Consider the following 20,571-nt stretch of genomic DNA (forward strand, 5'->3'; position numbering starts at 1 on the left):
GTGCCCGCCTCCGGAGCACTCGGCTCGCCCCCCGGCGTGGCGGTGGCGGACGCGGCGGGGGCGCCGCCGGCCGCCGGCGCCTCCCCCGCCGCCCATACGGCGGGGGCCGCGAGCAGTGCCACGGGGCCGATGACGGCCGTGACGACTGCGGTCGCCAGAGTGCGGTGAAGCTTCATTGAGACCTTCCTCGGGAGTCAAAGCGGCCACCGCGAGGGGTTCTGCGCGGTACAGCCGTTCGCGTACACGTACGTGACCTGCGCATTCCCCCGAAGGTTGTACACCGGACCAACACCCCCCAGGTGATCGTCCTCACGACAGTCGCCCCTATGCCGGGGTTCTGCGGGGACGGGCCGGACCAGTTTGAAGACCGCTCGGGCGGCATAGCGTGTGAGGCATCGGATGATCTCGCGTCGGGTCTTGCCCTCTTTGATGCGGCGCTCGTAGTAGTCCTGGGTGCGCGGGTCGTAGCGCAGGCGGGTCTGCACGATCCGGTGCAGGGCGGCATTGGCCTGCCGGTCGCCCCCGCGGTTGAGCCGACGGTAATGATGGCGGCACGAGGTCTCGGCGTACACATGAACGTGCTCAGGCAGGTGCCCGGCTGCGTACCCAGCGTTGAGCGGGTTCTTCAGGCCGTTGGCAGTGCTAGGGGTGTCCAGTGGCAAAGTCGAACACGCCCGACATGCGGCGGCTGTGTACGGCTGCGATGCCGGGACCGCGGACCGGGAGAGCTCCCAGATGGTCAGCGTGGAACCGGCGTTGAGCGTCTGGGACGGTTGGGGCCGGTGAACGCCGGGCCGTGCGAGCGCCCTCAGGGGCGCAGCGTCCCCCACCACAGTGCCCACGGTACGAACAGCACCGCCGTCACCATCACCGTTGCCCGCGCCGCCGTCAGCCGGACGGGCCTTGTCCCGGCTGGCGGGTGCTCAAGTCGTCGACGCCGGGCCGTCACCGCCGCCTCCCCTGTCAGCGCGACCACGGCGACGCTCAGCACCTGCGCCACCAGCCATGCCACCGGTCGTCCCGCCACGACGGGTGCCGCCGCCCCGTCGCCTGCGATGAAGACCGCGAGCGGGCACAGCAACGTTGCCGTCACTGCCGCAAGGCCCAGCCCGGCCAGACAGCGCCACAGGGCCACACACCGGCGCGTATGAGGCCGCGGGCGTCCGGTGATCCGTCGCAGGGCCCCGCTCACCGGGTAGGCGGCGAAGCCGAGGAGCAGCAGTACGGGAGTGAGCCAGGCATACCAGGTGCCAGAGGAGGGGGTGCTGGCGGCTGCCTGCGGTGGTGCGGGATCGGTGTGGGACAGGGGAGGGCGCCCGGAGGCGACTGCACGCACCCAGGAGGTCATGGTGTCCATGTAGCCGGGGGCCGGCGCCCCCAGCCGCTTGCCTTGGTAGATGGGCCCCCCGATGCGGTCGAAGCCGTCTGACGTCCGATGGCCGTTGTGCGCGGCGTGGTCGAGGAAGCGGATGACCACGTGCCCGTTGCCCGCCTTGGCCAGAGCACGCTGAAGAATGCGAGCACTCTCGCGCGGCGGCACCTGGATGTCGTGATCGCCCCACAGAGCGAGTACCGGAGTGCGGTGCAGGCGCTCCCACGCCGGCAGCGGATCGTAGTCACCCTCGGGGAACAAACCGGTGGAGTCCGTAAGTTGGGCGGCCGGCCCCGTCACGGCGTGCAGGCAGGAGCTGGTGATGCCCCGGTGCCGCAGACGGTTGGCGAGGTGCCAGGTCTGGGTGCGCAGCGGGGAGTGGCCCGGACCGCCGATGGTGATCACGAAGGCGACGTCGGAGGAGCGTGCGGCGGCCAGTGGGGCGACCCAGCCGCCCTCGCTGAATCCCCACAGGCCGACGTGGTGCGGATCCACGCCCACCCGGCCCCTCAGCATCCGCACCCCGGCCAGGGCGTCCTCGGCCAGCAGCCCGAAGTTGCGGTCCATCGTGGAGTAGCGCACCGTCCGCTTGTCGTAGACCAGCGTCGTGATGCCCGCGCGGGCGAAGGACTCGGCCTCCTGCCGATACTCCTCCCGCGGGCCGGGCCCCGACCCGNACTCGGCCTCCTGCCGATACTCCTCCCGCGGGCCGGGCCCCGACCCGCCGACGAGCACGATCCCGGGCCGTGCCCGCGTCGTCCGGGTCGTGACGGGGCTCAGCACCGTCCCATGGAGTGTGAGCCCGCCACCCCCGCGAAAGGAGACCTCCTGGCGCATCAGACCATCGCCATGCGGGCCGCGGCCGTCGGCATGGGCCGCAGGCGCGGGCAGCAACACGGCCACAGCCGCCCACACCACAACGGCCAGCGCGAGTATGGGACGTTTACGTAAGAGCATCACCTTGTGCTCTCCTCTCGGCCGATCTCGGGAAACCCGAGCAGGCGGACGAGAACGGCGTGCGCATCAGGCGCGGCCTCCTCCTGCGACGGGGAGTACCGGTGGATCAGCGCGATGTACTCCTCGAAGAACTCCCTGAGCTGGCCCGGATTGAGCCGTAGCGTGGCGCGGGAGAAGACTGCCGCATCCACCCAGGGCCCGAGGGCATCGCGCGCATCCTCGAACCGCCGGACGCTCTCGACAAGTTCGGCGAAGTTGAGCCGGTGCATCTGCGTCAGCGCCCCCCGCATCTCCGGCGTCTGCCGGCTGTGCGGCGGGAACCGGCGGTCCCCGGGCACCGCCCGCCACCACCGCTCCCGCCCCTTTGCCAGCTCAGGCGCCTCCTCGATGAACCCGTGCTTGGCCATCTGACGCAGGTGATAGCTGGTCAGACCGGTGCTCTCGCCGAGTTCGCGGGCGAGCGCGGCGGAGTTGGCAGGCCCCTTGCGCAGGCACTGCTCGATCTTCTGCCTCATGGGGTGCGCCAGGACCCTGAGGGCCTCTACGTCGGTGATCTCCTGAGGTTCAGGTGCCATGCGAAGCAGCCCAGAGATTGCAAAAAGGCCCTTGCAAGGCAATTTTGCAACTTCGCGCCTCGCCTGGAGCGGGCCGCCGGAACCCTTGCCACCTGCTGACCTACCGCGGTTCTCCTCCCCTCACCTGACTGCCCTGACTGCTCGCCATGAACGAAGCGCGGAGGAACATTCGATGTCGTTGATCTGTCAAGTGACGGGGCTGACCGTCATCAGAATGCGGGACAGCTATCGCCGGCAAGGGCGCTTCGTGACGCCGCGAAGGACCTCGACGACTGGGTGGACGCCGGTCAACGCCCCTGATTCGACTGGCGATTGGGACTCCCGTGCCTCGTTCTCAGCTTGTGCGTGCGTTCCTGTGTACCGAGTTGGGTACTTTCGCGCGAACGCCGACACCATCAGCTGTCGCACGACCCGAACGAGCGCCTCGCGGTCGGTTAGGAGCTGGCCGATCTCGGGTTTGTCGTTCTCCCGGAGTTCTTTGAGCTTGACGATCTGCCGGCGTTGCCGCTTGCCGCCGTCCGGCATTTGTCCCCGGCTCGGACCTTGAGCCTTTTCCAGCCTCGCCAGTCTGCCTGGGCTGCTCACACGTGGTGGCGCGGGGGCGTCGGTCCGGACAGCCCAACGGCCAGGAAAAGTCCAGCTGTTCCTGGCCGTTGGAGCGGGTAGAGCCCGCGGATCGGCTACCGCCTCAGGCAGGTCTCACCGCACGCTGAAGTAGTCCTGCCAGGCGTCGTAGAGCGCCTGCCTGATGGACTGATCGGCCTGTTGCGCCGCCTGATTGAACGTGCCGGTCACGCCGTAGTAGTAATAGGCGCCGTCGTTTGTCGCCATGTGGTCCTCGGCGGATTATCCACGTGGCGGCTGAAATGGATGTTCGCGAAGGTGTTGACGGCGGTGCACACGTAGTACACCCAGTCTCCCGTCAGGTTTTCCAAGGCGTTCGTGGGACGCCAGTCCTGCATCGGCATGACGATCCCCCTCTTCCTGGTCCCGATCCTTGGATCAGACCGCGGACAGGCTGATGTCACCCGTGCCGCTGACCGTCATCTTGTAGCCCTGCGGGCTGTGCTGGACATTGGCGAGGACGAACTCCCCCTTGCCGTCGTCCCACGAGCCCGTCACCTTCCAGTCGTCGTCCCAGATGATGCAGCGGCCGCGTCCGCTCTGGACGCTCAGCGGCTTCTCCTTGTGCTGCGAGATCCACGCATACGCGTCGCTGTGCGACCTCGGGCTCACGGACTGACTGTCCCCGGTAGTCTCTTCATTGAGAGACGAAAGAGTTGGACTGGTTGTCGCAGCCCCTGATTCCGGTGGTCATGCGGATTTCCCTCCCCCGAGCCGGGGTCCCCGTGCCGCGCAGGCCCCCAAGCCTTTGCGGTCTTCCTTCGTGCGGGTTCCCCGTGAGTTGCGTTCGGTGCGATCGATGCCCTGTGCGGACACCGTGAGCACCTGGTCTGCCTACTGACGGTTTCGAAATGAGTCGTAGTGCACGGCTGCCTCTCACCCACCGTGCACTACAAGGTTTTTGGCGACGTCGGGTGGGGGTTGGCGGCACGAGCGCACCGTCCCGTGTCGGGTGGGAAGGCTGTGCCGCCCGGGCCTCCGCGGCGACTGATCGTTTCGCTACTGCTTGTCGCGCGCGGCGGACCGTTTGGTGATCTCGGTCTTGATCGTCTCGCGCAGCTCGTCTGACGTGAAGCCGAGGTTGCGCAGGATCTGCGCGGCTGGGCTCTCCTCGGCGCGGATCAGGCCCAGCAGTGCGTGTTCCGTGCCGACCCAGTCGTGGCCGAGGTCGGCCGACGCGCGGCGTGCCTGCTCGATGGCCTCCTTGCTCTCCGGCCGGAACGCGATGTGACCCCGCAGCGCCTTCTCCCCGGCCGGCGGCATCGCTTCCTCGATTGCGTCGCGGATGCGTTGCTCCGACTCGGTTTTCGCGATCAGCACCTCGTATGCCAGGCCCCGCGGTTCGCCGAGCAGGCCGAGCAGGATGTGTTCGGTGCCGATGAAGTCGTGCTTGTGCGTTCGGGCGGCCTCCTGCGCCAGCACGATGCTGTGCCGGTTCAGGTTGGTGTACCGCTCGAAAGGGCCGGGTGCGTGGCGTTGCTGGGCGGCCTGCTTGGACACCCCGATGGCGTCGCCGATCTCGGTCCACGACGCGCCGGTCTGCTTGGCCTTGCTGACGTAGTGGTCGATGAGTTGGTCACCGAGGTCGGACAGGGTCTGGGCGCGCAGTCGCGCCTCGCTGATGCGGGCCAGTTCGCTGGCGCCGGGGAGTTCCTCGTCGAGACGGGCGATCAGGTCGGCGAGGCTGATGTCGAGTGGGCTCATGCGTCAATCTTAAGTTGACGATCAAGGATCGTCAACTTGTAATTGACGCTCGTTCCGGGTCCGCTCCCTCAGTTTCGTGCGATGGCCCGGTGCAGCTCGGGCCCGATCGCGACCCACTGGATCGCTTCGGAATTGCGTTGTGGAGCTTGGCAGTTGGGGGTCGAGCCGACACCATTCTTCGTGTGTCTGCCGACCTGGTGCCTGATGATCTGTGGGAACGTGTGGCGCCGTTGCTGCCTGTCCGTCCGCCGAGGCGGTATCGGTATCCCGGCCGACTGCCTGCGGATGACCGTGCTGCGCTGCGGGGCATCGTTTACGTGCTGTGCAAGGGCGTGAGCCGGCGGGACGTTCCGGCGGAACAGGTCGGCTGCAGTGGCGTGACGGCCTGGCGGCGCCTGCGGGACTGGCCGAAACCGGCGTCCGGCCACAGCTGCACGAGGTGGTGCCGGCCGAGCTGCGGGGCGCCGGCCTGCTGGACATGGACGACGCCGCGATCGACGGCTCGCACGTCCGGGCGCTGAAGGGGGGCTCACACCGGACCTTCGCCGGTCGACCGGGCCCGGCCCGGCAGCAAGCACCATCTGATCGTCGACCGGCATGGCACTCCTCTGGCCGTTTCGCTGACCAGCGGGAATCGTCACGATGTCACTCAGCTGATGCCCCTGCTGGACGCGATCGCGGTGGCGTCGTCCGCCTGACCCGGACGGACGACGTCCAGTCCAGCACCGCGGTCCACGACGTCCGTTCCGTCTCAGGGGCGACGACGAAGGAGTAGGGCCGGCCGGGGATCATCTGGTCGGCACTGCGGCCTCTCCCGTAGACGTGGCAGAACAGCAGGTCCGGGCTGGTAGGGGCATCGGGACGCAGCCAGTTGCTCACGTCCACCGCGAGGACGATCCGCCCCTCGGCGGCACGCGGCAACGGGGTGGAGGCAAGCAGCCTGCGCAGGCGGCGCGGTTCCCACCAGCCGTGATTGACCGCGTCGTACATCGCCCCGTGCCCGAGCCGGTGCTCGGCAGCCAACGTGAGCTCGACCAGCGATGTCACCAGTCCGTCCGTGCACAACACGGCGTCGGTGAGCTCGAAGAGTGCATCGGCACGGGCGTACAGGCACTCGTAGAACTCAACCCGAAAGCGGGGCAAGACACCCAACGTCTCGACGGCGGGGACATCGGTAGGGAGACTCCTCCTCAGCGGCCGTTCCTTCACGCTTCGTTACTCGACATCTCGAAGCGTGGAGGACGGCCGCGTCACGTGGCCCCGGAAACTGGAGATCTCAGCAGGTCCGATGACGTGCGAGGTTAAACAACAAGCTCAGGAATTGACAGGGGCGTGACGATATGCCCCCGGCGACTCACTAAAACCAGCAGTTTATTCACGGACACTCAGGAATTGACAGAGGCGTGACGATATGCCCCCGGCGACTCACTAAAACCAGCAGTTTGCTCACGGGCACTCAGGAATTGACAGGAGCGCGGCGATTGCCTACGGTCCAACCTCGTCAGGCTTTTACCGATCGCACGCGAAGGTATTCATGACCACGTCCCCAACGTTGCCGAAGTTCAGGCAGCAGTTGATCCTTGCCGTTCTCATGTTGTGCTCGCTGCTGATCTGGCTGGACAACACCGTCCTGAGTATCACCTTGGAGACCCTCGCAGACCCGGTCCGTGGACTGGATGCCAGCCCGGCCGAGCTTCAATGGGCCACAGGCTCGTACACTCTGGCCTTCGCCACCTTGATGTTCACCGCAGGCGCACTGGGTGATCGCTTCGGTCACCGGACTGTGCTCGCAACTGGATTGGTGGTCTTCGCCGGGTCCTCGGTGTGGGCGGCGTACGCAGGCGACGCAGGCCAACTGATTGCCGCACGAGCCGCGATGGGAATAGGCAGCGCGCTGATCATGCCCGCCAACTTGGCCATCCTTATATGGACCTTTACCGGCCCCGCGCGGTCAACCGCGATCGCCATTTCTTCGACATCCGCCGGTGTCGGAATGGCTGTAGGCCCGGTGTTGGCAGGGTTGCTTCTCGACCATTTCTGGTGGGGCTCGGTCTTTCTGGTCAATGTCCCGGTCGTGGCGCTGGCGTTGGTCGGGATCGCCATGCTGGTCCCGAATTTCCGCAGCCCCATCAAGCGGCCGCTGGACCCGGCTGGGATGTTGCTGTCGATCAGCGGGCTCGCGGCGTTGGCCTACGGGCTGATCCGTTCGGGGCAGGTGGCCGCCTGGAGTCGTACGGATGTCTGGGCGCCGATCGCCGTCGGACTGGTTCTGCTGGCCGCTTTCGTACTCGTCGAACTGCGCATCAAGATGCCCAGCTTCGATCCCCGACTGCTCGCGCAACGTACATTCGGTGGCGGCAATGCGGCGCTCGGATTGCTCCTCTTTGCTATAGCCGCCGTCACCTTCTATCACGCGTTCTACCTGCAGGGCGCACGCGGCTTTTCGCCGATGGAGGCGGGCTTGGCCAGTCTCCCGACCGCGCTCGGTGCGACCCTGGGGGCGCCCCTTGGCGCGCGTCTGGTTCGCCGCTGGTCGCTACGCCTTGTCTCCGCACCAGCGCTCACCGTGGCGGCGCTGACCATGGGCGCGTACGGGTTCTTCGGACTGCACACCCCACTCATCTGGATCGAGATCCTGTTGTTGGTCCAGGGCCTCTCCATCGGCATGGTGATGGGCCCAGTGACGGCAGCATTGATCAGCTCCCTGCCGTTGGAACGGGCCGGTGCCGGGTCGGCCGTCACCAACACCGTGCGACAGACCGGCAGCGTGATCGGGATCGCAGTTGGCGGCACGATCATGTCGATCGTGTATCGGCGCGCGATCGAACCCTCGCTGAGCGATGTACCCGGGCCGGTGCAGGACCGGGCGCGGGTCTCCGCCGAACAGGCCCGGCATGTCGCCACCGCGATCCACCGGCCCACTCTTGCGCACGCTGCCGATGAGGCGTTTATTCACGCTATGCACGTCGGCGCGGTCTGGATCATGCTCATCGCACTCTTCGGAGCAGCTGTGCTGGTGATTTCCTTGCGTCCTGTCGGAAAGCCCACGGGGCCGGTACAGGAGCCGGAATGCGATCGAGGAGGCAGCCGCTCCGCGACTGGGGCGACCCCTCATTCTGGGGCCGATAGCCAACCCGCTTATGAGGGCGATGGCGTGGGTGGCCACTGACACAATGGGAATCGGACAAAAACTTCCTGGTGTCCTGCTTGATAGTCAAGCCACGTACCTACCCGACCGTCATATGTTTGCCTTGTGGACCTGGTCCGGCCGCGCCGTGGGGGCTGCCCCGCCGGTCGGTGATGTCGAGACCGTTGCCTTGGTTGTCCCGACGTCAGACCTTGGCGGGTTTGAGGTGTCCGACGTCGACTGCGCGCTGATCGAGCCGGACAGGCTCGCCGGCGCGCCCCTCGACTCGCCTGGTCGGTCGGTGGATGTCTGGCGGGCGTGGATTGCGGGCGGCGATTCGGCCCTGCCGATCGCAGCGCATGCCGTTCCCGATGCCACCGGTGTCGCCGTGACGTCGGCGGAGCATGCCGTGGCCGTCTTCCGTCACACCAATGCTGTTGCGACCGAACTGCGCACAGCGCTGACCGCCAAGCTGCGGCCATATCAGGTTCGCGGTGTGAGCTGGCTGCGCGAGACCGTCGACGCACACGGCGGCGCGGTGCTTGCCGACGAAATGGGGCTCGGTAAGACGCTGCAGGCCATCGGCTATATCGCCGGGCGCGCCGAGGAGGGGCCACAGCTGGTGGTGTGTCCCACGTCGCTGGTCGGGAATTGGGCACACGAAATCGCGCGGTTCGCACCTGACCTGCGGACGATAATCTGGCGTGGCGGGCCGCTGAAAGCGGTAGATAGCGGGACGGTGGTGCTCACCGGCTACCCGACGCTACGCATACACAGCCCCATCATGATGGAGCATCATTGGGTCACTGCGGTTTTCGATGAGGCACACGTGCTGAAGAACCCCCGCACGCAGGTATCGAAGGCCGCGCGAACCATTGCGGCCGACGCGCGAATCGCCTTGACCGGAACGCCCGTCGAGAATCACCTTGAGGAGCTTTGGGCGCTGCTCAATCTGGTCGCACCGCAACTGTTCGGGCACAAGACGCAGTTCCGTCGTCGCTTTGTCCGGCCGATCGCGGACGGCTCCCTCGCCGCCGCTGCCCGACTGCGCGGGGCAATCGAGCCGATCGTGTTGATGCGGAAGAAGTCCCAGGTCGCAGGCTCGCTCCCACCCAAGATCCACGCCGACCTGATCTGCGACCTCACCGAGGAACAGCAGCAGCTGTACGACCAACTGCTGGAGCAGGTGATCGACGACGGCTTCGGCAGCGGCGCACAGCGCCAGACCAAGGTGTTGGCAGCCCTAACCGCGCTCAAACAGGTCTGCAACCACCCGGGCCTGATCACCGGTGACCTCGGTGAGCTGTCAGGCAGGTCGGGAAAACTCGACCTCTGCACCGACATTGTGGCCAACAACCTCAAAATTGGCTCGCCAACCCTAATTTTCACCCAGTACCGGCAGACCGGTGAGCTGCTGGTGCGACACTGCGGCGAACAGTTCGGCGTGTGTGTGCCGTTCTTCCACGGCGGCTTGAATCAGGAGCAACGGGCCGACATCGTCCGCCGGTTCCAGGCCGACAACGGCCCGAAAGTGCTGGTGCTCAGCCTGAAAGCTGGGGGCACCGGGCTCACTCTCACCCGCGCAGCCGACGTCATTCACTTCGACCGATGGTGGAATCCGGCCGTGGAAGCGCAGGCCTCCGATCGAGTCCATCGGATCGGTCAGACCCGCACCGTCACCGTCACCACTCTGACCACGGGGACCACCGTCGAGGAGCACATCGCGGCCATGCACTCGCGTAAATCCGCACTCTCCGATATCGCCGATATGTCCAGTGTCGCCGAATTGGCCCGCTTGGATGATGACCGCCTCATTGCGATCCTGCGCCGGAAGCGAGACAGCTGACATATGCCCGACAATGATTTCGGTTACACAATGTGGGGGAAGGACTGGGTCCGGCTCGCCGAGCCGTTGCGTCAGACCCGCCCCGATCCGCAGCTGCCGCGTGCGCGCAGAATCGCACGCGACGGGAGAGTCCAGGTCACGATCGACGGCCGGACCGTGCGCGCCGTCGTACACCACGGCCGCAACGCTTCGGTGGCCAACATCGAGGTTGCGCCAATGCCCCGGGAGGCGATGGTCGCGATCTCCCGCCAGCTATGCGGCGTTCGGCCCGTCCTCACCGACGAGCTGTATCGCGCGATCGCCGACGCCGGCCACCGGCCTGCACCGACACTCGTCGGCGTCGACTGCTCCTGCTCAGCTGACACTTCACGATGTATCCACGTACTGGCCGTCTACTACGAAATGGCACGACGCGTCGATGACGATCCTCGAATTGCTCTCGATATCCAGGACTTCTTCCGCGCCTCATCGGACAGCACTGAAGTATCCACCGCAGTAACACCACAGCGGTGGATCGCGCTCAATGCCCTTGATCCGGCCGACTACTTCATGGTGTCCAAGTAGTCGCACTATGCGGCGTATGTCAACGACTGTTGCGCGGGCAAACATCGGCAGGGCGTCCCGCGTGCCATCGTGTGCCGCAGCGAACGATCCCGTCTGCTTCGTCGACGAGAACTGTCGCCCCTCCTTGCCGTGAGCATTTTGCCGGCTGTGAAGCATCGCAGCGGGAGCGAGGAACATGATGCGGGGTGGCGATTTTTCGGTTCGGCATGGAGTTCAACGGACACCGTTTAGACGATGGCGCGCTGACGTCTTCTCCCTGATGGTGAGTTCGCGGCCCTGGGGCTTCTTGGCCGGGTGCCGGAAGCCGGGGCCGGTGTTCTCGTAGCCCATGTCGGTCAGGGTGGGGACGTCCAGGACGGCTGCGAACCGACTGTGCGGCGAGCTCGCCACGCGGGGGTGCCCGGCCGCGGACCTCGCCGCAGCCACCCGCATCCTGTTCCCCGCCGGCTGGGCACCACGCGCCCCGGTCGGTTTCGACGTCCAGCTCATGGCGCGCGCCGTTCTGGAAGACGTCCTGCGCGACCGGGTCACCGCCCTGGCACCGGTGACCTTCCGTTACGGCCTGCACGCCGAACACCTCCTCCCCGGCCCCCGGCTGCACAGGAGTGGTGGTCAGGTCGCGCAGGAGTGACGCTCCCGAGGAGGTGATCGAGGCAGACCTGGTCGTCGACGCGACCGGCCGGGGGACGCGGCTGCCGCGCCGGCTCGCCGACGCCGGCTTCCCGCTCCCCGGCAGTGTCGTGGTCGACGGGAAGATCACCTACGCCTCCCGCCTCTACACCCTCCAAGAAGACCCCGGCCAAAACTGGTTCGCCTCCTACCAGCCGACTCTCGCCCCCACTCACCGCGAGGCGCCGTCGCCGCCCACATCGGCCCCACCCAGGGGCAGCTCGGCCTGATCGGAGCAGCCGGCCACACCCCACCCACCGACGAAGAAGGCGTCCGCGCCTACGCCGCAGCCCTCAAGAACCCCGACTTCGCCCACATCATCGAAAACGGTGAACGCTTCGATCGCCTGTGAGGACGATCGGCTCCACCGAGACCCTGCGCAACTGGGTCCGTCAGGAACAAGTCGCGCAGGGTCTCGGTGGAGCCAACCCCGAGTTTCCCAGCGACCGCCTTCATCGCGGCCCACTCGGTGTCGTACTCAGGCCGCACCTCAGCGGTCATCCGCACCGCACGGTGGCGCAGCTCAACGGGATCCTCGACGGACGTGCCATGGCCTGATGGAAGCAAGCCTCCACAAACCCCGGGAGCAGTTCAGTGTTCCTTTCTGCGGAAGCTGCCGAGAGCGAGTGGAGTGGGAGAGGAACCGGTCATGACCCTGTGTGTGACAGGTGCGCGGGTGGCACAGCCGCCCCGCGATGCTTGATGTTGACGGCCGAAGCCTTGGCCAGTGCCACGGGGTTCAAGAAACGCAGCGGACCGATCAGGCGGGATGCAAACAGATGCATGTGCCGCGCCACCGATTCATCGCGCGCTGCCGCCGAATACATCAGCCGCTCCAAGGGATTGAACGGACGGGCCTTGGCGAAGTCGGCGGCCAGGTACTGGTGACCGCGCAGCCGGCGCCGGTGTCTGCGTGCGTAGACCACGAGCGACCTATTGAGGTCGCCCCGACCGGTTGCGGCCGAGGCGACCGCCTCTGCCAACCATTGCGCGGACTGCAGAGCCCACCCGCATCCCACTCCCCACAGGGGATCGCCGGTCAGGGCGGCGTCGCCGATGAACGCGACGCCCGGTGCGGTCGGCTTGCGGCTGTGAAGCGGGTAGTTGACAGTGCCGGTGATCTTCGTGATGCGCTCGGCGGAGTCGATGGGCGGTGCCTCGGGCAGGGCGCGGACGAATGCGAAGAAGCTGCCCTCCAGGTCTTCCCGGAAGGCCGGCAGCCGCTTCTTGTCCGGGAGCACCGCGATGACCGTCACCCCGTCGTCGTTCGGAAACGCGTACGCCATGTCGGGCTCGAGGAACCAGGCGTGACCGATCCCGCCGTGCAGCGGAAGATTGCGGAAGTGCGCGAGATAGCCGAACCGCGCGTTCTCGTACAGCCGAGCAGGCACCCCGGCGAACTTCGCTACGGCCGAGTCCTTGCCATCGGCGCCGACCACCAGGCGGGCCCGGATCTCGCGCTCGCCCTGTGGTGTCGACGCGCGCACCCCCAAGGTTCGCCCGGCTTCCCGGACCAGCCCGGTCACATGGTGACCGAGGAGCAGATCGACGCCAGGGGTCTTTGCCGCATGGGACCTGATCAACGGGTCGAGGGTGCTGCGCCGAATGTTGTACGCGTACGGTAGCTCGGGGCCCGCCGGCGCGGCCCTCGGTTCGATCCATCCCCAGCGGGTGTACCAGCGGGCCTCGTTGCGGACGGCTCCCGCCTTCTCCAGAGCGGGGATGAGGCCGAGTTCGTCCAGCACCGGGTAGGCGTTGGCCGTGATGGAGTGGGTGCACAGCACCTTGTACGCTTCGGGGTCCGAGCGGCGTTCCAGCAGTGCGACGCGGACACCGCGTCGAGCGAGCAAGATCGCCGCGGCGCTGCCGGCGAGGCCGGCTCCGCTGATGACGACGTCGTAGTCGTATCCCGCGCTCTCAGGCTTGGTCATGCGCTGATCGCCCCCTTCGAGGTGTGGTGCCGTTCGTGGGAGTGGTGCAGTGCCACTGCTGTCAGGAACATGACCCACTGTCAAGAGTTGTGGATCGGGTGAGGTGTGATCAGACTGCGGTGGCTTCCTCCGCGCGTTCGACCAGGGCGCCGTTCTCGAACCTCGCGCCGGAGCGGACCAGCGCGACCAGGTGGGCCCCGGTGATCGCCCGCCAGCGTTCCTGGGCGGACTCGACCAGCTTGAACATCATCGCCAGGGCGGCAGCCGGGCTGCCCGCACCGCGGGTGATCTTGGTTCGAAGCTTCACGGTCGAGAAGGTCGACTCGATGGGGTTCGTGGTCCGCAGGCGGATCCAGTGCTCGGCAGGGAAGTCGTAGAACGCCAGCAGCTCCTCCGCATCGTCGGTGATCTTCGCGACGACCTTGGGCCACTTCGTCCCGTAGGTCTTCGTGAACGCTTCGATCGCCTTCTCCGCGTGCGCGCGGTCCTCGGCGTTGTAGATCTCCTGCATCGCCTTCGTCGCACCCTGACGAATTCGAACCACCGTAGCCACCCCGCGCAGGCCCGGGCCCTGCACGTCTACCTGCGCTGGCGCAACGCCAACGCCCGCCACCCCGACGTGCTCGCCGCCCAGCGCAAGGAACGCGCCCGCGTCCGCAGCGAGAAGGGCATCCGCTGGGGCGGACGCCCCCTCACCACTACCGCCGCCTGACTCGTCCCGGCGCTGCGGTCACAGCGGCAGACAGCCGGGCCGCCGATCACTTGACATGTGCGGCGATGGTCCGTGCACACTCCATCGCCTCCGTATGGGTGGTGTCCACCTCCAGGTCATGGGTCACGCCCTGGTGGACCACTTCTGCCTGGGACGCGGCCATCCCGATGGTCCGATCGCCTCGTGCGACCTCACGGCCTGCGGCCACCGCAGCGTCACACCTGACGCCAACCCACAGCACCCGCAGTTCACCCAAGGCTTTCTGCCATCGCTGCTGCGAGGATGCTCCGCCGAGGAAGACCTCATCGACGATGACTCGGGCGCCCGCACGGGCCATTGCGGCGACCCCCTCGATCCATGCCGCTTCCAGCGTTCGGAACTCAGGACCGACGATCACCTCTCCGTCCGGAGCGAACTCGATCCCGCCATCCGTCGCCTGCATGGACGCCGGCATCGCCTCAACCAGCGTGTCAGTCCCGAGGGCCAGCCACGGATCCGGCAGGACTGCCTGCAGACACCGAACGATCCCGGATTTCCCCGAGCTGGAACCACCGTTGACAACGATCACCTGAGTCATCACCGCGCCACAGTAGAGGCACCAGGGCAACGCACGAAACGGATTTCCGCGAACCCTGCACTGCCTGCCACAACCCGGCGAACCTTCCCGGTCAGAGCACTAGTGAGGGACGTAAGGCACGTTGCTTCATGCCCGGCCTCCTGAGGTTGCACGTGGGCATCAACCTCTCCGAGCCGCCCAGCCGTTTCGACCGCGGACTGGAACTGATCTCCACGCACGCCTAAGACGCCCGAAGGACACGACAGGCCCGCCACGCGCCTGCGCAGGCGGTCAGCGCCACTTCCGCTGCCCTGTGCGCCGCACGTACCCGACATATCAGCCGGCCGGCCTCGCGCCGCCGACCAGGCGCCAAGCCCTCATGCTCGCCCCGCTCGTCCGCCTCGCTCCAGCAGACCCTCTGCGCTGCCCCGTGGTCGCTATCGTTCGCCGAGGCATGGCACACCGTCAAGAACGGAACCCCGCCGCACGAAGATGCTGCTTCTCCGTGGCCGCACTACGTCCATCGTGGGCGCTCCTGGATCACGACCAGCCAGGCCGACCAGCTGTTGCTGGCCATGCGTTCGGCTAGTCGTGCCGGCAGTGTGCTGCTGGAAGCGACCGTTAGCGTTGGGTGTGTTCGATGTTTCCGTCGCTGCGGCGTGGTGTCGTTGCCCAGGATGGGCGCCAGGCTGTCTCGGGGAGCGGTGCCAGGCTTCCGAAGTGGTTGATGATTGCCCGGAGTCCTGGGTGTGGATTCGCTCGGGGGAAGATGAGCGAAAGCGGGTATGCGAGCGTCGGATTCACGATCGGGATGCGGCGTAGGTCGTAGTTCGTCGGCCAGATGTACCGGTCGCGCGAGCCTACGAGGGTTGCCACGTCTGCGGAGTCCGCGAGGATGTCGAGGAGTACCTCGTTGCCGAAGTTCGGGCCCGCGGCGTCGATGCGGAGGTCGAAGTCGGTGGCGAGCTGATCGTAGAACTCTGCCCATTCGCTTCGCGGCGCGATACCCGGCACCCAGATCCGGTGCCGGCGCAGCTGGGATGGTGTCAGTGTTCGTGCGGAGGCGAGCGGGTGCCTCGGGCCGACGAGGAGTTCCAGCGGGGAGTCGAACGCGTGGATCATCTGCACGTCGCGCGGCAGTGTGGCCGGGTCGGTGACCGAGCGGAACGAGGCGTCGATATCGCCTGCTTGGACGGCGGTGACCGCCACGCGCGGGTCGTTGACCCTGAGGGTCACCACGTCGAGGTCGGTTTCGGGATGCGACCGCCAATAGTCGTGCAGGACGACGGCCTGCGCGGATCGCAGGCCGAGAACGTCGATCCGAAGGGCCCGCGAGCCCGGTCTGATCGCGGTGATGGCGCGATCGACACCCGTGATGATGTTCCGGGCGTGCGGGAGGAAAGCTTGGCCGTCGAGTGTCAGCTCGACCCCTCGGGCGGTGCGGGTGAACAACCGGACGTCGAGTTCGCGCTCAAGGGTTGCGATCCGCTTCGACACGGCCTGTTGCGTTACGCCGAGCTCGTCGGCCGCGTGTTGCAGCTGTCCGAGCTCGGCCGCGCGGACGAACGACCGCACCGCCTTGGTATCCATTGATCCAGCATAAGCGTGCCCAACTGATGGTTGTGGCTCGCCCGGGAGTCGGTTGTTTGATCCCGCGACGGTGCGGCCGGTGTGATGCAGAGACCCGAACATCGGTTGTCGCGAGGGAGTCGCATGCGCGTGCAGTTGGGGCGCAGTTTCGGCTGGCTGTGGTCGGCCTACGCCGTCAGTACATACGGTACGTGGATCGCCTTCGGCGCGTTCCCGCTGATCGCGGTTCGAGTGCTGCACTCGCCGGCATTCGCCGTGTCGCTCCTGGAGGCGGCCGGGCTTGCCGTCGCGGCGATTGTGGCGTTCTCGCTCGGGCCGTGGGTTGAGCACCGGGCCAAGCGTCCGGTGATGATCGCGATGGACCTGATCCGGTTCGTCGCGGTGGCAAGTGTCCCGATCGCATACGTCCTCGGCCTGCTTTCCTACGGCCAACTGCTGGTCGTCTCGGTCATCTCCGGGACCGCGGGCATCGCCTTCACTGCCGCATCCGGCGCGTATCTGAAGTATCTCGTCCGTAGCGATCACCTCCTTGTGGCGAACGGGAGATTCGAGGGCACGAGCTGGGTGGCAACCGCGGCGGGCCCGCCCCTTGGTGGTGCACTCATAGGGTTGCTGGGCCCGGCCATCACTGTCATGGCCGACGCCCTCAGCTACCTGCTGTCCGCGCTCGGGGTCCTCCGCATCCGCGGAGGCGACGTCGCGGCACCCCGCGACCGGGCCACCAGGCTGCGCGGAGCCGACCTTCTTGGCGGCTGGCGGTTCATCCTCCGCGACCGCGCGCTAAGGCGCCTGTTCCTCAACCAAATCCTGGTCGGCGGCCTCATCATGGCCACCGTCCCGCTCCTGTCCGTCCTCCTGCTGGGCCAATACCACTTCCCGGCCTGGCAGTACGGTCTTGCCTTCGGCATCCCGGCACTCGGCGGCTTCGTGGGCGCCCGCCTCTCCGCGCGCCTCGTGACCCGCTACGGCCGGCACCGGGTCATGATCGTCTCCGGCTGGCTGCGATCGCTCTTCCCACTCGGTCTCACGTTCGTCCATCCCGGCATCCCCGGACTCCTCACCGTGATCATCGTCGAGGGCCTGCTGATCACCTGCATGGGCATCTTCAATCCGATCTACGCAACAGAACGCCTGCAACGGACTCCCGCGGATCACACCGCCCAAATCCTCAGTACATGGAGTGCCGTCAGCAAACTCCTACAAGCTGCCCTGATGGTGATCTGGGGCATTCTCGCCACACTCACCAGCCCGCTCGCCGCGATCACCATGTCCGGCGTTCTCCTGCTCGCCACCCCGCTCTTGCTGCCCAAACGGATACATTTGTCCGCCCCTGAGCCCGCCGCGTCGGCCGAAGACGTCCGGGTCGCATGACTCACCGCAACGCCCCGCTCACCCCGGAAGGGCGCCGCCGGCTCATCGAGCACTGTCGCACCCGCCCGGTCGCGCGTGTTGCTGCGGAGAGGGGGATATCGCGAGTGACGGCGGCGAAGTGGGTGAATCGTTACCGCCGCTACGGCGAGCTCGGACTGCTTGACCGGTCCTCGGCCCCGCACCGGCAGCCGACCGCTACCCCTGGTCGCCCGGTCGACCGGATCGAGAGGATGCGCCGCGAGGGCAAGTGATCTGCCTCGCGGATCGCGTTCGAGCTGGAGCAGGACGGCACGCCCGCCAGCCGACGCACCATCACCCGGCTCCTCGCACAGCTCGGCTTGAACCGGCGCCGATTCATCGACCCGACCGGCGAGACGCATCGTGAACCGCAGCAGATCATCGCCGCACGCCCCGGCCATATGGTGCATATCGACGTGAAGATGTCGGGCGTATCCCGGACGGCGGCGGTTGGCGCGTACATAGGCGGGGCAGCCCGCAAGCGAAAGCCGTCGACCGCACGAAAACACGCGGCTCAAGGACCGGTTACGTCTACCTGCACTCCGCGATCGACGGCTACTCCCGCCTCGCCTACACCGAAGCACTCGAGAACGAGAAAGCCGACACCGCAGTTGCGTTCCTTGACCGAGCACGCGCCTGGTTCCCGGCGCACGGCATCACCGCAATCGAGCGCATCGTGACCGACAACGGCGCCTGCTACCGCGCCGGCATCTTCGGTGCAGCCCTCGAAGGCAGCCGCCACCAGCGCATCACCCCGTACAGGCCGAGGCACAACGGGAAGATCGAACGCTACAACCGCATCCTCACCGAAGAGTTCCTCTACGCCCGCACCTGGGCCTCAGAAGCCCAACGAGCTGAAGCGCTGAACACGTGCCATTAAGCCCTTGCGCTGGATCGGCTGGACGCCCCTGAACGGTCCCTACGACCTATGCCAGGTGGTCCCCAGCGCGGCGCCCAGTACGAGTACGGGGGCGTCGTCGGGGCCGTCGATCCGGTGCTGCAGGGGCTTCTCGCTCACCCGACCACGCTGCCGACTCCGTGACGCGGTCCTGACACCCGGGTCAGGAAGAGGCCGGGCGGAGTCGGCCGGACGGTGCCGGATGCCAGGTCGAAGCGGCGCACGGCACCGGCTCAGAACTTGACGGTCGACACGGTGTAGACCACCGGGTGTCCCGGCTCGTCGAAGCTGACCATGATCTGCTGGGCGGGGTGCGGCGCCTGGCTCGGGACCTTCGCACCCGCCCATGGCCAGTCGACGCTGAAGTCCCAGCCGACCTTCGCCGCCTGTTCGGGCGCGATGGTGATCCGGTCCTTCTTGAGGGCGGCGGTGCTGGTGCCGACGGCCTTGAGGTAGTGCTCAAGGCCCCAGTCGTTGGTCCTGAACTGGACGAACAGCGAGCTGGTCTGCCAGGAGTTGGTCTCGTAGTAGTAGACCGGGGTGGAGCCGATCGGAACCGGAACGTTGTAGATCCGCTGCTGGACCTTGGAGGGGAAGGCGTTGGTCAGGCCGGTGGCGGCGGCCTCCTGCTCCTTGCCCTCGCCGCTGTCGCGGCTCTGCTCGGCGGAGATGACGATATAGCCGGCCGGGATCGCGATCAGCAGGAAGACGATCAGCGCCATCAGCACGGGGCGACGGCGCTTGACGCGGGGCGGCGGGGTGGGGTGGTGGTCGTCGTGCATCGTGGGGGTTTCGGTTTCGGTCATCGGCGGCCGGTCCGTTCATAGCGCTCGTAGCGCTCGACGCGGCGGCGGTTGGCACGGCGGAAGCGGCGGGCCACCAGGCGGGCGAGGTCGGCGGCGCCGACCATACCTGCCTCGGGGCCGAGCTGGGCCTTGGCGATGGTGGCTTCGGGTCGGTAGCCGCGGCCGGTGAGATGGCGCCGGAAGGCGTCCCTGGCCGGGCCGATCAGCAGGTCGTCGGCGGCGCTGACGCCCCCGCCGATCACGAAGCAGGACGGGTCGAGCGCGGCGGCGAGGTTGGCGATGCCGACGCCGAGCCACTGGCCGATGTCCTGGAGGAGTTCGACGCACATCGCGTCGCCCTCCCGGGCCAGCTCGGTGATCAGCGGTCCGGTGATGTCGCCGATCCGGCCGCCCACCCGCTCGATGATGTTGTACGCGACCGGGGAGTCGGCCGCGGCCAGTTCACGGGCCTCGCGTACGAGGGCGTTGCCGGAGCTGTACTGCTCCCAGCAGCCGCGGTTGCCGCACGGGCAGCGGTGGCCGCCGGGGACGACCTGCATATGGCCGAATTCGCCCGCCACTCCGTATTTGCCGCGCTTGACGGCGCCGTCCTCCAGGATCGCGCCGCCGATACCCGTACCGAGCGTGATCATGACGAGGTGGTCCTCGCCGCGTCCGGCGCCGAACCGCCACTCCGCCCAGGCGGCAGTGTTGGCGTCGTTGTCGACCATGACGGGGACGGCCAGGCGGCCGGCGAGGCGGTCGCGCAGCGGTTCGTTGCGCCAGTTCAGATGGGGGGCGAAGAGGACCTTGGAGCGGTCCGCGTCGACCCAGCCGGCCGCGCCGATGCCCACCGCGTGGACGTCGTGCCGGTCGGAGAGGTCGAGCACCAGCTCGGTGATGGTGTCCTCGACGACCTTGGGGCTCTTGGACTTGTCCGGTGTCTCGGTGCGGACCTTCTCCAAGATGGTGCCGTCGGCGTCGACCACGCCCGCCATGACCTTGGTGCCGCCGATGTCGATGCCGACGGTGGGCACGCGGGGGGCGGTCAGATGCGAGCGCCGCTCGCGGGTGCCGACCGTGCGCAGCACGGTGGCTCTGGCGGATCCTCGGTGCACCCGGTCCCGGTACATGCTCATCGACCCACCTCTTCGCCGTTCTGGTCGCGGCGGCTGCGTGCTCGCAAGAGTCGTCTCGTCCCTGCGGGGTCTCGGGAGGCCGGGGCCTCGATGTGCTGGTCCGCTGCGATTGTGCATCACCCGCGCCGTCCGG

The 20,571-nt window shown here is 67.2% G+C and carries 16 protein-coding genes and 7 pseudogenes; 9 read left to right on the plus strand and 14 right to left on the minus strand.

All coding sequences use genetic code 11. The features are described from left to right. Positions 1-347: 347 nt before the first annotated feature. The 6 genes and pseudogenes from DY245_RS17975 to DY245_RS17995 form a co-directional block, all read right to left on the minus strand. A pseudogene (locus DY245_RS17975) lies at positions 348-536 on the minus strand (IS110 family transposase); the annotation flags it as partial. Positions 537-808: 272 nt separating this feature from the next. Next, on the minus strand, positions 809-1,939 hold the full coding sequence (locus DY245_RS17980; protein ID WP_280524980.1) for an alpha/beta hydrolase family protein: 1,131 nt from the start codon (positions 1,937-1,939) through the stop codon (positions 809-811). A 389-nt stretch (positions 1,940-2,328) separates the two neighbouring features. Next, on the minus strand, positions 2,329-2,904 hold the full coding sequence (locus DY245_RS17985; protein ID WP_128508283.1) for an ArsR/SmtB family transcription factor: 576 nt from the start codon (positions 2,902-2,904) through the stop codon (positions 2,329-2,331). A 699-nt stretch (positions 2,905-3,603) separates the two neighbouring features. Then, positions 3,604-3,735: a hypothetical protein gene (locus DY245_RS47535; RefSeq protein ID WP_280524979.1), complete on the minus strand. Its 132-nt coding sequence runs from the start codon at positions 3,733-3,735 to the stop codon at positions 3,604-3,606. A 171-nt stretch (positions 3,736-3,906) separates the two neighbouring features. Then, positions 3,907-4,140, minus strand: a complete 234-nt coding sequence (locus tag DY245_RS17990; RefSeq protein ID WP_220377904.1) for a hypothetical protein — start codon at positions 4,138-4,140, stop codon at positions 3,907-3,909. Between the two features lie 387 nt (positions 4,141-4,527). Further along, the gene (locus DY245_RS17995) at positions 4,528-5,232 is read right to left on the minus strand and encodes a Clp protease N-terminal domain-containing protein (protein WP_128508284.1); all 705 of its coding nucleotides are present in this window, start codon (positions 5,230-5,232) and stop codon (positions 4,528-4,530) included. A 182-nt stretch (positions 5,233-5,414) separates the two neighbouring features. On the opposite strand from DY245_RS17995, the pseudogene DY245_RS18000 reads away from it, so the two are divergent. Then, positions 5,415-5,998 (plus strand): annotated as a pseudogene (locus DY245_RS18000) (IS5 family transposase); the annotation flags it as partial. On the opposite strand, the pseudogene DY245_RS18005 reads toward DY245_RS18000, so the two are convergent. Further along, positions 5,950-6,426, minus strand: a pseudogene (locus DY245_RS18005) (transposase); the annotation flags it as partial. The pseudogenes DY245_RS18000 and DY245_RS18005 overlap by 49 nt on opposite strands. A gap of 340 nt (positions 6,427-6,766) precedes the next feature. On the opposite strand from DY245_RS18005, the gene DY245_RS18010 reads away from it, so the two are divergent. The 5 genes from DY245_RS18010 (at position 6,767) to DY245_RS18030 (ending at position 11,668) form a co-directional block, all read left to right on the plus strand. Continuing rightward, positions 6,767-8,401: an MFS transporter gene (locus DY245_RS18010; protein ID WP_128508285.1), complete on the plus strand. Its 1,635-nt coding sequence runs from the start codon at positions 6,767-6,769 to the stop codon at positions 8,399-8,401. Beyond that, positions 8,391-10,205, plus strand: coding sequence for a DEAD/DEAH box helicase (locus tag DY245_RS18015; protein WP_244943107.1), 1,815 nt, complete (start codon positions 8,391-8,393; stop codon positions 10,203-10,205). The genes DY245_RS18010 and DY245_RS18015 overlap by 11 nt, the downstream gene beginning before the upstream one ends. Before the next feature lie 3 nt (positions 10,206-10,208). After that, complete coding sequence (locus tag DY245_RS18020) at positions 10,209-10,769, plus strand: hypothetical protein (protein ID WP_128508286.1); 561 nt, start codon at positions 10,209-10,211, stop codon at positions 10,767-10,769. Between the two features lie 328 nt (positions 10,770-11,097). After that, positions 11,098-11,400 (plus strand): hypothetical protein, encoded by a 303-nt coding sequence (locus DY245_RS18025; protein WP_128508287.1) that lies wholly within the window; start codon positions 11,098-11,100, stop codon positions 11,398-11,400. A gap of 13 nt (positions 11,401-11,413) precedes the next feature. Further along, a complete protein-coding gene (locus DY245_RS18030; RefSeq protein ID WP_128508288.1) occupies positions 11,414-11,668 on the plus strand; it encodes a hypothetical protein in 255 nt (84 codons plus the stop codon). A 417-nt stretch (positions 11,669-12,085) separates the two neighbouring features. Here the strand turns inward: DY245_RS18030 and DY245_RS18035 are convergent, their stop codons facing one another. Together DY245_RS18035 and DY245_RS18040 are read right to left on the minus strand one after the other, a co-directional pair. After that, a complete protein-coding gene (locus tag DY245_RS18035) occupies positions 12,086-13,369 on the minus strand; it encodes an NAD(P)/FAD-dependent oxidoreductase (RefSeq protein WP_128508289.1) in 1,284 nt (427 codons plus the stop codon). Positions 13,370-13,478: 109 nt separating this feature from the next. Then, positions 13,479-13,895 (minus strand): annotated as a pseudogene (locus tag DY245_RS18040) (transposase); the annotation flags it as partial. Here DY245_RS18040 and DY245_RS18045 point away from each other — a divergent pair. Then, positions 13,893-14,081, plus strand: a pseudogene (locus tag DY245_RS18045) (IS630 family transposase); the annotation flags it as partial. The pseudogenes DY245_RS18040 and DY245_RS18045 overlap by 3 nt on opposite strands. Positions 14,082-14,127: 46 nt before the next feature. On the opposite strand, the gene cpt reads toward DY245_RS18045, so the two are convergent. Next, positions 14,128-14,658 carry a chloramphenicol phosphotransferase CPT gene (gene cpt / locus DY245_RS18050; protein ID WP_128508290.1) on the minus strand — a complete coding sequence of 177 codons (531 nt, stop codon included), beginning with the start codon at positions 14,656-14,658 and terminating at the stop codon, positions 14,128-14,130. A 600-nt stretch (positions 14,659-15,258) separates the two neighbouring features. Next, positions 15,259-16,227: a LysR family transcriptional regulator gene (locus DY245_RS18055; RefSeq protein WP_128508291.1), complete on the minus strand. Its 969-nt coding sequence runs from the start codon at positions 16,225-16,227 to the stop codon at positions 15,259-15,261. A 123-nt stretch (positions 16,228-16,350) separates the two neighbouring features. Here DY245_RS18055 and DY245_RS18060 point away from each other — a divergent pair, with 123 nt between their 5' ends. After that, complete coding sequence (locus tag DY245_RS18060; protein WP_128508292.1) at positions 16,351-17,598, plus strand: MFS transporter; 1,248 nt, start codon at positions 16,351-16,353, stop codon at positions 17,596-17,598. Then, positions 17,595-18,493, plus strand: a pseudogene (locus DY245_RS46385) (IS481 family transposase); the annotation flags it as partial. The gene DY245_RS18060 and the pseudogene DY245_RS46385, both read left to right, overlap by 4 nt. 51 nt (positions 18,494-18,544) lie before the next feature. On the opposite strand, the pseudogene DY245_RS18070 reads toward DY245_RS46385, so the two are convergent. The 3 genes and pseudogenes from DY245_RS18070 to DY245_RS18080 all read right to left on the minus strand — a co-directional run. Beyond that, positions 18,545-18,634, minus strand: a pseudogene (locus DY245_RS18070) (3-oxoadipate enol-lactone hydrolase); the annotation flags it as partial. A gap of 113 nt (positions 18,635-18,747) precedes the next feature. After that, entirely contained in the window at positions 18,748-19,320 is a 573-nt protein-coding gene (locus tag DY245_RS18075) for a hypothetical protein (RefSeq protein WP_128508294.1), read from the minus strand. Further along, complete coding sequence (locus tag DY245_RS18080) at positions 19,317-20,438, minus strand: ROK family glucokinase (protein WP_128508295.1); 1,122 nt, start codon at positions 20,436-20,438, stop codon at positions 19,317-19,319. Before DY245_RS18080 ends, DY245_RS18075 begins: the two co-directional genes overlap by 4 nt. Positions 20,439-20,571: the final 133 nt, after the last annotated feature.

This window comes from Streptomyces inhibens, assembly GCF_003389455.1.
GTDB classification, from domain to species: domain Bacteria; phylum Actinomycetota; class Actinomycetes; order Streptomycetales; family Streptomycetaceae; genus Streptomyces; species Streptomyces inhibens.

What these genes read in the sequence shown, in the direction of transcription:
- DY245_RS18055 (WP_128508291.1), bottom strand. Translation starts at nt 16,227, where the DNA reads ATGGATACCAAGGCGGTGCGGTCGTTCGTCCGCGCGGCCGAGCTCGGA.
- DY245_RS17985 (WP_128508283.1), bottom strand. Translation starts at nt 2,904, where the DNA reads ATGGCACCTGAACCTCAGGAGATCACCGACGTAGAGGCCCTCAGGGTC.
- DY245_RS18020 (WP_128508286.1), top strand. Translation starts at nt 10,209, where the DNA reads ATGCCCGACAATGATTTCGGTTACACAATGTGGGGGAAGGACTGGGTC.
- DY245_RS18075 (WP_128508294.1), bottom strand. Translation starts at nt 19,320, where the DNA reads ATGACCGAAACCGAAACCCCCACGATGCACGACGACCACCACCCCACC.
- DY245_RS47535 (WP_280524979.1), bottom strand. Translation starts at nt 3,735, where the DNA reads ATGGCGACAAACGACGGCGCCTATTACTACTACGGCGTGACCGGCACG.
- DY245_RS18010 (WP_128508285.1), top strand. Translation starts at nt 6,767, where the DNA reads ATGACCACGTCCCCAACGTTGCCGAAGTTCAGGCAGCAGTTGATCCTT.
- cpt (WP_128508290.1), bottom strand. Translation starts at nt 14,658, where the DNA reads ATGACTCAGGTGATCGTTGTCAACGGTGGTTCCAGCTCGGGGAAATCC.
- DY245_RS18080 (WP_128508295.1), bottom strand. Translation starts at nt 20,438, where the DNA reads ATGAGCATGTACCGGGACCGGGTGCACCGAGGATCCGCCAGAGCCACC.
- DY245_RS18060 (WP_128508292.1), top strand. Translation starts at nt 16,351, where the DNA reads ATGCGCGTGCAGTTGGGGCGCAGTTTCGGCTGGCTGTGGTCGGCCTAC.
- DY245_RS18035 (WP_128508289.1), bottom strand. Translation starts at nt 13,369, where the DNA reads ATGACCAAGCCTGAGAGCGCGGGATACGACTACGACGTCGTCATCAGC.
- DY245_RS17995 (WP_128508284.1), bottom strand. Translation starts at nt 5,232, where the DNA reads ATGAGCCCACTCGACATCAGCCTCGCCGACCTGATCGCCCGTCTCGAC.
- DY245_RS18025 (WP_128508287.1), top strand. Translation starts at nt 11,098, where the DNA reads ATGTCGGTCAGGGTGGGGACGTCCAGGACGGCTGCGAACCGACTGTGC.
- DY245_RS17980 (WP_280524980.1), bottom strand. Translation starts at nt 1,939, where the DNA reads ATGGACCGCAACTTCGGGCTGCTGGCCGAGGACGCCCTGGCCGGGGTG.